Source organism: Arthrobacter sp. Y3221157 (genome assembly GCF_059089865.1).
In genome coordinates this window covers 22,526-31,681 of sequence record NZ_JBNHFD010000038.1, presented here as the reverse complement: position 1 = coordinate 31,681, position 9,156 = coordinate 22,526, and the positions used below count along the sequence as shown (strand labels likewise).

Genomic DNA, 9,156 nt, shown 5'->3' with positions numbered 1-9,156 from the left:
GGCCGCGGCGGCACCCAGGGTGCCTTCGGCAAGGGCGGCGCAGGCCGTGGCAAGCAGCGCAAGTCGAAGCGCGCAAAGCGCCAGGAACTTGAGCAGATGAGCGCACCGTCGCTGGGTGGCGTGAGCGTACCCCGCGGCGACGGCAACACCGTTATCCGGCTGCGCCGTGGCTCCTCTATCACGGACTTCGCCGACAAGATCGAGGCAAACCCCGCCGCGCTGGTGACCGTGCTGTTCCACCTCGGTGAAATGGCAACCGCCACCCAGTCGCTGGACGAGGACACCTTCGCGCTGCTGGGCGAGGAACTGGGCTACAAGCTGCAGGTCGTGTCCCCGGAGGACGAGGAGCGCGAGCTGCTCTCCACCTTCGACATCGATGTGGAAGCCGAACTCGAAGCCGAGGGCGACGACGAACTCGAGCCGCGCGCTCCGGTGGTCACCGTCATGGGCCACGTTGACCACGGTAAGACCCGGTTGCTGGATGCCATCCGCAACTCGGACGTCGTGGCCGGCGAGCACGGCGGCATCACCCAGCACATCGGTGCCTACCAGATCAGCCATGAGCATGAGGGCACCCTGCGCGACATCACCTTCATCGACACTCCCGGCCACGAGGCGTTCACCGCCATGCGTGCCCGTGGTGCGAAGGTCACTGACATCGCCATCCTGGTGGTCGCAGCGGACGACGGCGTTATGCCGCAGACCGTTGAAGCGCTCAACCACGCCCAGGCCGCCAACGTGCCGATCGTCGTGGCCGTGAACAAGATCGACAAAGAAGGCGCCAACCCTGACAAGGTCAAGGGCCAGCTGACCGAGTACGGCCTGGTTCCGGAAGAATACGGTGGCGACACCATGTTCGTTGAGGTCTCGGCCCGCCAGAACCTGAACATCGACGAACTGATCGATGCTGTGCTGCTGACCGCCGACGCCGCGCTGGACCTCCGGGCCAACCCGGACAAGGCCGCCCGCGGTATTGCCATCGAAGCCAACCTGGACAAGGGCCGGGGTGCGGTGGCAACCGTCCTGGTGCAGTCCGGTACCCTGGCCGTCGGCGACACGATCGTGGCCGGCACGGCCCACGGCCGCGTCCGCGCCATGTTCGACGAAGACGGCGAAGCCCTCGACGTCGCGCTGCCGTCCCGTCCGGTCCAGGTCCTGGGCCTGTCCAACGTGCCTCGCGCCGGTGACAGCTTCCTGGTGACCTCCGATGAGCGTACGGCCCGCCAGATCGCGGAGAAGCGTGAGGCTGCGGACCGCAACGCCCAGCTCGCCAAGCGCCGCAAGCGCATCAGCCTGGAAGACTTCGACCAGGCAGTGGCTGACGGCAAGATCGACACCCTCAACCTCATCCTCAAGGGTGACGTGTCCGGTGCCGTGGAAGCCCTCGAAGACGCCCTGCTCAAGATTGACGTCGGCGAAGGCGTTCAGCTGCGCGTCATCCACCGCGGTGTGGGTGCCATCACGCAGAACGACGTCAACCTGGCAACGGTCGACTCCGCCGTCATCATCGGCTTCAACGTCAAGCCGGCCGAGCGGGTTGCCGAACTGGCAGACCGCGAAGGCGTGGACATGCGCTTCTACTCGGTCATCTACGCTGCAATCGATGACATCGAGATGGCGCTTAAGGGCATGCTCAAGCCGGAATACGAAGAATTCCAGCTGGGCACCGCCGAGGTCCGCGAAGTCTTCCGCTCCTCCAAGTTCGGAAACATCGCAGGCTCGATCGTCCGCAGCGGAATCATCCGCCGTAACACCAAGGCACGCATCAGCCGCGACGGCAAGGTCATCGGTGACAACCTCACCATTGAGACGCTCAAGCGCTTCAAGGATGACGCCACCGAGGTCCGCACCGACTTCGAGTGTGGTATCGGCCTTGGCTCGTACAACGACATCATCGAAGGCGACATCATCGAGACCTTCGAGATGCGCGAGAAGCCGCGCATTTAGCCTGTCTGTTGTTTGGGGCCGTCGGGATTTTTCCGGCGGCCCCGCCCCTACGCTGGGCGGCAACGGATCTACGATCCTTTGCCGCCCAGCTTCGGCAGCGGAGCTGGCCTTCCCAACCCTCGCAAGCTCGGCTCGGGGCCCTCGGCCAGCTCCTTAGATGCCGCTCCCGGGCCCCACATTGATTGGCGCTTTTGTGTGCGCCCCCACATTTTCTTCTTATAGGAGTTGTTCATGGCTGATCCGGCACGTGCTGCCAAGATGGCGCAGCGGATTAAGGTTGTTGTTGCTGAGGCCCTGAGCCGGAAGGTTAAGGATCCGCGGCTTGAAGGAATTACCGTTACCGATGCCCGCGTGACCAATGATCTTCAGCATGCCACCGTTTACTACACCGTCTTTGGGGACCAGGCTTTGCAGTCTGATGCTGCCAAGGGGCTGGAGAAGGCCAAGGGTGTGCTGCGGCAGGAGGTGGGCCGCAACATCACTGCGCGGCTGACTCCCACGCTTGAATTCGTGGCGGACCAAATCCCGGTCAACGCCTCCAACCTTGAGGAACTGTTGCGGGAAGCGAAGAAGCGTGACGCCGAGGTGGCCGCCCTGGCTGCCAAGGCCAAGCACGCCGGCGACGCCGACCCCTACAAGAGCGATGCGTCCCCTGACGTGGAGATCGACGAAGACGACTTCGACGAAGAGGACCTCGACCTCAACAACGCCGACGAGTTCGACGAAGACGGCAACAAGTAGCCCCGAAAACGCCAGCAGAAGGCCCGGACCGCGAATGCAGTCCGGGCCTTCTGCTTCCCAGAAATCTTTGTGCGTGCCTACCTGATATCGGCCTTGATGACCTTCCCGGGCGGAGGTCCCGCAGGGGGTGCTGCGCCTGGACCTGGTGGAGGCCCTGGCAGCGCGTCAACTGTGGCGTACAGCGTCCGGCCCTGGATTTCGACGTCGGCCGGCTGGTTCACTGCGAGGAACTGGGTGCGGTGTCCCTTCCAGGCGTGGAATTTCAGGATCTCGTTGCCGAAGAGCGATGCCACGTAAACGTCGCCGGTGTTGGCCACAGCCAGGCCCGTGGGGCTGAGGATGTTTTCGACCCAGAGTTTTGTCTGGCCGGTCCAGGGATTCACCTTGAAGACCGCGCCGCGGTGGCCGAGCTCCGGAATTTCCGGACCGCCCGGCAGGGACGTCACGTACAGCCATCCATCGGGGCCGAACTCCACGTCGGTGGGGACGGGCTCAAAGGCATACGTCCGCCCGGCAACACAAGCAGGAACGCTGAAGGTATTGCCCGCCATGTCCACCGGGAGTACCAGGCCTGCCGGTACGACTGCCGGCCTGGGCGGAAGGACAGCCAAGGTGCTGACCTCGCCCGAATGAATGTTCACCTCAAGGATCGCGTTGGCCCCGGCATCGGCCACGTACGCCGTGTTGCCCCGCACAGCGGTGGCATAGGCGTTCGAGTCGAGTTTGCCCTTGTATCGGGCCGGGAAAGCTTCGGGCCAATCTTTGAGGCACTGATCGCTGACGTCGCTTCCGAAGCCGTACTGCTGGTGGCCATCGGGATTATTCTTCCGCTCGTAATCTGCCACATCGGCTATAAGCCTCTCCTCGCCGTGCGGCCTGATGGCTTTCAGGTAGCCCTTCAGGCCCTCCGCAGGACCTCCGGCGCCGGCCGTTTCCAGGAAGAACGTTGTGGTTCCACGGGTTTCCACGCCAGCCACGCCAAAGCCTTCGGGGGCCTGGTAGATGTCCTCCACACCGCCGTCCCTGTCGATCCGGCTGAGCGTGCCCACGAAGTCCTGCGTCACGTACAGGGACTTGCTTGTCCCGACGGCCAGGTGCAGGGGCGAGACCAGGCCGGTGGCCACTTCCTCGTAGGGCTCGCCGTGGTGGCCCCAGCCGGAGGCCGAAGACGGGGCGGCCGGGACGATGACACCTGCCAGCGCCAGGGAGGCGATCCAGGTGAGCTTTCTCTTCATTGCGTACTCCGGGGGTTGGCGCCCTAAAACGGGTTGGGGATGAGGGGCCCCACGGGGAGGCAGTACAGCTGAAGCCCCAGGGCGCCAGACTATGCCTGCGGTGAACAGATGTCGTCGGGAATTTCCCCCTAATGCGCCCCCTATTTCATCCCCTAACCGGAAGGCGGTGGCTAGGATCGAGCTATGACCCAGGCACCTGAGCACCTTGAGTCCACGCGGTACCTTGAGCAGGCCGTCGAATTGGCCGTCCGGAACGTTGCCGAGGGCGGCGGGCCGTTCGGCGCGGTGGTGGTGACTGCCGACGGGCGGGTGCACGAAGGCGTCAACCGGGTCACCCGGGACAACGATCCAACCGCCCACGCGGAGGTGGTGGCCATCCGCGCCGCCGCCTCGGCGACAGCCAACTTCGACCTCCACGGCGCGGTGCTGTACGCCAGCTGCGAGCCCTGCCCGCTCTGCCTTGCGTCCGCCCTCTGGGCCCGGATCGGCCGCGTCTACTTCGCCGCTGACCGTCATGGCGCCGCAGCTGCCGGATTCGATGACGCCTTGTTCTACGACTACTTCAGCGGCGCCCGCCCGGAGCTGATGCCGGTCACCCGCGGTGACATCCCGACGTCGGGCGCCCCCTTCCAGGCTTGGGACGCCTTCGCCGGAAGGAGGGAGTACTAGGCGTGGAACCCGCACTCGTCGCGTGCCCCTCCTGCGGCAAGACCAACAGGATTCCGGCGCAGGCGGCCGGGACGCCGCGCTGCGGCAACTGCAAGGCCGGGCTGCCCTGGATCGTCAACGCCGGAGATGCTGACTTCGCCGCCGTGGCCGAGCGGTCACCCGTGCCGGTGCTGGTGGACTTCTGGGCGGACTGGTGCGGGCCCTGCCGCATGGTGAGTCCGGTCCTGGACAAGCTCGCCCGCGAACGGCCAGGCCGGATCAAGCTGGTCAAAGTGGATGTGGACAAGGCCCCGGGCCTGTCACGGCGGTTCGATGTGCAGGCGATCCCCACCCTGATGGTGCTGGTGGACGGAAAGGTTGCCGCCCGGCAGGCAGGCGCGGCGCCTGCAGAGGTGCTCCGCTCCTGGCTTGACGGAGCCCTCAGCGGCGCGGCACGCTAGCGGCCGGGCCGTTACTCCAAGCCGGTCCTCGCCGGCAGGCGCGACAGCCCCTCCAGCAATTCCTGCTTCCGTCCGCACAGGGCAATCCGGACCCAGCCCTCGCCGATCGACCCGAAAGCAGTGCCCGGGGCCAGGGAAACACCGGCCTCCGCCAGGAACCGGCGCACCCATCCCCGCACGTCGCCACCACTGGCGTGCGACATATCCGCCCACAGGTAGAAGGCGCCCTGGGCCTGGAGATACGGGATGCCCTTGGCGTCAAGGACTGCGGAGGCGGCGTCGCGGTTCTCCCGGTAGTGCCTGTGGGCGTGCTGCACATAGTCCTGGGGGCCGGTCAGGGCAGCGAGCGCGGCATACTGGGGCGGCGCCGCGACGCAGGAGACGATCGATTCCATCACGTTGTCCATCTGCTGCTTCAAGTCCGGCGGACACACCAGCGCCCCGACCCGAAGCCCAGTGAGCCCGTAGGTCTTGGACAGGGTCAGGGAGGTGAAGACCCGCGCTTCGCCGGGCGTGCCGCCGTCGAACCTTGCCGGGCTGATGTGGGGCACGTCGTAGGTGAACGCCTCGTAGCATTCGTCCGAGATGACCCAGAGATCATGCCGCCGGGCCAGGTCCATGAGCTCGCGGGTCAGGTCCCCGCCCAGGACGGCACCGAGCGGGTTGGACGGTGAGTTCAGCACCAGCACCCGGGTCCGGTCCGTAATGAGCGCTTCGACATCCTCCGGCCGGGGCTGGAATCCATGCCCGGGGTACAGCGGGTACCCCACGGGCACGGCGTTCAGGAGCCGGCCGGTCATCGCGAACGTGGGGTAGCCCGGGTTGGGGATGAGGATCTCATCGCCGGGGGAGAGCAACAGGCTCATGGCCAGGTGCAGGCCCTGCTGAGCCCCCGCCACGACGTACACCCGGTCGGCTCCCACATCCACGCCCTGCTGTTCCCGGAACCTGGCGGCGAAGGCTTCGCGCAGGTCAGGAATACCTGCATTGGGGGTGTAGTTCGTTTCATCGCGGTCCAGGCACGCCATGCCGGCGTCCAGCACGTGGCGGGGGAGCGGGAAGCCCGGCTCCCCAATGCTCAGGACCAGTGCGCCGGGGGTGCGCCACGCCGCTTCGGTGATCTCACGGATCTGGTTGACGGGCACGTCGCGGACGTGGGCGGCAAGCTCGGGCATGCCTGCCATCCTAGCCGCCGCCACCCTGCACCGGCGCCCCAACCTGCGCCGATATACTGGTAGGCGTGCTTTCTGGACTGGTGATAGTGGACAAGCCGCAGGGATGGACCAGCCATGATGTGGTTGGCCGGATGCGGCGCCTGGCAGGGACCCGGAAAGTGGGGCATGCAGGCACCCTTGATCCGATGGCCACCGGCGTTCTGGTGGTCGGCATCAACAAGGCCACGCGGCTGCTCACCTACATCGTGGGCACCTCCAAGACCTACACGGCCACCATCCGCCTTGGGCAGTCCACAGTGACGGACGACGCCGAGGGTGAAGTGACTGCCACGGCCTCCACCGCCGCCGTGGACGAGCAGGCAATCCGCGACGGCGTCGGAGCGCTCACGGGGGACATCCAGCAGGTGCCCAGCAGCGTCAGCGCCATCAAGGTCAATGGCGAACGTGCCTATGCGCGGGTCCGGTCCGGTGAGGACGTCAAGCTCACCGCCCGCCCCGTCACCATCCACCGCTTCGAGGTCCACGGCATCCGCCGGGATGAGGAAGCCGGCGTGGTGGATGTGGACGTAACGGTGGAGTGCTCCTCAGGTACCTACATCCGCGCCCTCGCCAGGGACCTGGGCAACGCTTTGGGCGTCGGCGGGCACCTCACGGCGCTCCGGCGGACCCACGTTGGTCCGTACTCCCTTGAACAGGCACGCACCCTCGAACAGCTCGCCGAGGAGCTCAACATCCTGGAAATGTCCCAGGCCGCCCGGGCGCTCATGCCCAACCGCGAGCTGAGCGCCGAGGAAACCACGGAAATTTCGTTCGGCCGCCGCATTGCAGCCGGAGCGGAACCGGGAAGCCCCTCCGCCGCCACCGCCGACCATCCGGTGGCTGCCTTTGCCCCCGATGGCAGCCTGGTGGCATTGCTCGCTGACGCCGGCAGTTACGCCAAACCGGTCCTTGTGTTCGCACCCGGTAACGGTGCACCTGCCGCCGCGGCAGCCGGGGAGGCATAGGTTGGACGCGTATTTCTGGATCATTCTGGCGGTTGGCCTGCTGTCCACCGCCATCTGCCTGGTGGCCGGCATTATGAAGAAGGCGCCCAACGACGTCACCATCCTCTCGGTGGCCGCCGTGGAACTCGCCCTCGTTGTCTATCTTGTGGGTTCGATCGTCCGGGTCATCGCCGGGGAACCCATCGCGGGCGAGGCGTGGGAGTTCTGGGGCTACCTTGCCACGGCCATGCTGCTGCCCCCGGCTGCCGTCTACTGGTCCATCCTGGAACGGACGCGGTGGAGCAACTTCGTCCTGGCCGCCGTCGGTGTGACGGCCCTGGTGATGGCCGCCCGCATGAACCAGATCTGGTACTGAAGTGGAAGAAGCACGCAACGTGAATGACCAGCAATTACCGGCCGCCGTCGGCAGCGCACCCGCCGGCACCTCCCGCAATACCCGCAACACGGGCCCGGGACGGCTCCTTATCGCCGTCTACGCCGTTTTTGCAATTTCGGCCTCTGCCCGCGCGGGCTACCAGATCCTCACCAAGTTCTCCGAGGCCCCGCTTGCCTACCTGCTGTCCGCCTTCGCTGCCCTGGTCTATGTGATAGCCACGATCTCCCTGGCGAAGGCCGGCAGCACCTGGTTCAAAGTGTCCGTCGCCGCCGTGCTGGTGGAACTTGTGGGCGTCCTGGTGGTGGGGGCGCTGAGCGTCTTCGATGCCGTGGCGTTCCCCCATGAAACCGTTTGGTCCCTGTTTGGCCGCGGCTACGGCTTCATCCCGCTGCTGCTGCCGATCCTCGGCCTGGTGTGGCTGTACCGGCGCCGGCCCCCGGGAAAAGGGGCACGGTGAATACGGGTAACCTTGAAGAGTTCCGCGGCCGGTCCGGCTGCGGAATTTGATGCTGCAGGCAGTCTAAGGCGAGGGTGATGGTCTACATCTGGAACGATCCGTCCGAGGTCCCGGCGGACTTCGGCCCATCTGTCGTCACCATTGGGAACTTCGACGGCGTGCACAGGGGACACCAGCAGGTGCTGTCCCAGCTGATCCGGACGGCGCGCCTTACCCGCTCGAAAGCGGTAGCGGTCACCTTCGATCCCCACCCTGCCCTGGTCCATCGTCCCGAGTCGGCCCCCGAGTTGATCATGGGGTTGGACGACAAGCTGGAGGCACTGGGGGAGCTGGGCCTGGACGCGATTTTGGTCATGAAGTACTCACTGGACCTCGCAAGTCTCACCGCGGAGGAATTCGTTGAGCAGTACCTGGTGGACTGCCTGCACGCCAGCCACGTCGTGATCGGCCATGACGCCCGCTTCGGCCGCGGCAATTCCGGGGACCTGGACACCATGAAGGCCCTGGGCGAAAAGTTCGGCTTCGAGGTCCAGGTGATCAGCGAGTTCGGCTCCGAGGGCTACCCCCTGCATGACGACGACGGCAAGGACCGCCGCTGCTCGTCCACCTGGGTCCGCGAAGCGCTGCAGGAGGGCGACGTCGCCACGGCGGCTGCCGTGCTGGGCCGGTGGCACCGGATGCGCGGTGAAGTGGTGCATGGCGCCGCCCGCGGCCGGGCCCTGGGTTTCCCCACAGCCAACCTCGCCTCCAACGCCAGCGGCCTCATTCCTGCCGATGGCATCTACGCGGGCTGGCTTGTGGACCAGGCGGGCAAGCGCTGGCCGGCCGCCATCTCGGTGGGCTCCAATCCCACGTTCGACGGCGTCAGCCGCCAGGTGGAGGCCCACGTCATCGACAGGCCCAAGGAGGCCGTTGAGGACTTCGATCTGTACGGCCAGACAGTAGTTGTGGAATTCGTGGCGCGCCTTCGGGGCATGGTGGCTTATCGTGGGCCTGAAGCACTGGTGGACCAGATGAAGCTGGACGTGGTCCAGGCCCACGACCTCCTGGTCAAACGCTGACCAGACGTTGACCAGACCGGGGCGCCGCAGCCGGTCCGCTGCATCCGTCCC

General features: G+C 66.1%; 10 protein-coding genes. 8 read left to right on the top strand and 2 right to left on the bottom strand.

The window, feature by feature from the left end:
* Together infB and rbfA are read left to right on the top strand one after the other, a co-directional pair.
* The coding region (gene infB / locus AC5RTT_RS11520) for a translation initiation factor IF-2 (RefSeq protein WP_494145294.1) at positions 1 to 1,947 on the top strand (1,947 nt) is incomplete at its 5' end.
* Positions 1,948 to 2,178: 231 nt separating this feature from the next.
* Positions 2,179 to 2,688 (top strand): 30S ribosome-binding factor RbfA, encoded by a 510-nt coding sequence (gene rbfA / locus AC5RTT_RS11515; protein ID WP_494145293.1) that lies wholly within the window; start codon positions 2,179 to 2,181, stop codon positions 2,686 to 2,688.
* Positions 2,689 to 2,765: 77 nt separating this feature from the next.
* Here the strand turns inward: rbfA and AC5RTT_RS11510 are convergent, their stop codons facing one another.
* Positions 2,766 to 3,923 (bottom strand): ScyD/ScyE family protein, encoded by a 1,158-nt coding sequence (locus AC5RTT_RS11510; RefSeq protein WP_494145292.1) that lies wholly within the window; start codon positions 3,921 to 3,923, stop codon positions 2,766 to 2,768.
* 183 nt (positions 3,924 to 4,106) lie between these two features.
* Here AC5RTT_RS11510 and AC5RTT_RS11505 point away from each other — a divergent pair, with 183 nt between their 5' ends.
* Positions 4,107 to 4,592, top strand: a complete 486-nt coding sequence (locus tag AC5RTT_RS11505) for a nucleoside deaminase (protein ID WP_494010448.1) — start codon at positions 4,107 to 4,109, stop codon at positions 4,590 to 4,592.
* 2 nt (positions 4,593 to 4,594) lie between these two features.
* Positions 4,595 to 5,032 (top strand): thioredoxin, encoded by a 438-nt coding sequence (trxA, locus tag AC5RTT_RS11500; RefSeq protein WP_494145291.1) that lies wholly within the window; start codon positions 4,595 to 4,597, stop codon positions 5,030 to 5,032.
* 11 nt (positions 5,033 to 5,043) lie between these two features.
* On the opposite strand, the gene AC5RTT_RS11495 is transcribed toward trxA, so the two are convergent.
* Positions 5,044 to 6,207: a pyridoxal phosphate-dependent aminotransferase gene (locus AC5RTT_RS11495; RefSeq protein WP_494145290.1), complete on the bottom strand. Its 1,164-nt coding sequence runs from the start codon at positions 6,205 to 6,207 to the stop codon at positions 5,044 to 5,046.
* 65 nt (positions 6,208 to 6,272) lie between these two features.
* On the opposite strand from AC5RTT_RS11495, the gene truB reads away from it, so the two are divergent.
* The 4 genes from truB (at position 6,273) to AC5RTT_RS11475 (ending at position 9,105) form a co-directional block, all read left to right on the top strand.
* The gene (truB, locus tag AC5RTT_RS11490; RefSeq protein WP_494145289.1) at positions 6,273 to 7,211 is read left to right on the top strand and encodes a tRNA pseudouridine(55) synthase TruB; all 939 of its coding nucleotides are present in this window, start codon (positions 6,273 to 6,275) and stop codon (positions 7,209 to 7,211) included.
* 1 nt (position 7,212) lies between these two features.
* A complete protein-coding gene (locus tag AC5RTT_RS11485) occupies positions 7,213 to 7,566 on the top strand; it encodes a hypothetical protein (RefSeq protein WP_133349922.1) in 354 nt (117 codons plus the stop codon).
* 19 nt (positions 7,567 to 7,585) lie between these two features.
* A complete protein-coding gene (locus AC5RTT_RS11480) occupies positions 7,586 to 8,044 on the top strand; it encodes a hypothetical protein (protein ID WP_494145297.1) in 459 nt (152 codons plus the stop codon).
* A gap of 77 nt (positions 8,045 to 8,121) precedes the next feature.
* Entirely contained in the window at positions 8,122 to 9,105 is a 984-nt protein-coding gene (locus AC5RTT_RS11475) for a bifunctional riboflavin kinase/FAD synthetase (protein ID WP_494010443.1), read from the top strand.
* Positions 9,106 to 9,156 lie beyond the last annotated feature (51 nt).

What these genes read in the sequence shown, in the direction of transcription:
- AC5RTT_RS11510 (WP_494145292.1), bottom strand. Translation starts at nt 3,923, where the DNA reads ATGAAGAGAAAGCTCACCTGGATCGCCTCCCTGGCGCTGGCAGGTGTC.
- AC5RTT_RS11475 (WP_494010443.1), top strand. Translation starts at nt 8,122, where the DNA reads ATGGTCTACATCTGGAACGATCCGTCCGAGGTCCCGGCGGACTTCGGC.
- AC5RTT_RS11495 (WP_494145290.1), bottom strand. Translation starts at nt 6,207, where the DNA reads ATGCCCGAGCTTGCCGCCCACGTCCGCGACGTGCCCGTCAACCAGATC.
- AC5RTT_RS11505 (WP_494010448.1), top strand. Translation starts at nt 4,107, where the DNA reads ATGACCCAGGCACCTGAGCACCTTGAGTCCACGCGGTACCTTGAGCAG.
- rbfA (WP_494145293.1), top strand. Translation starts at nt 2,179, where the DNA reads ATGGCTGATCCGGCACGTGCTGCCAAGATGGCGCAGCGGATTAAGGTT.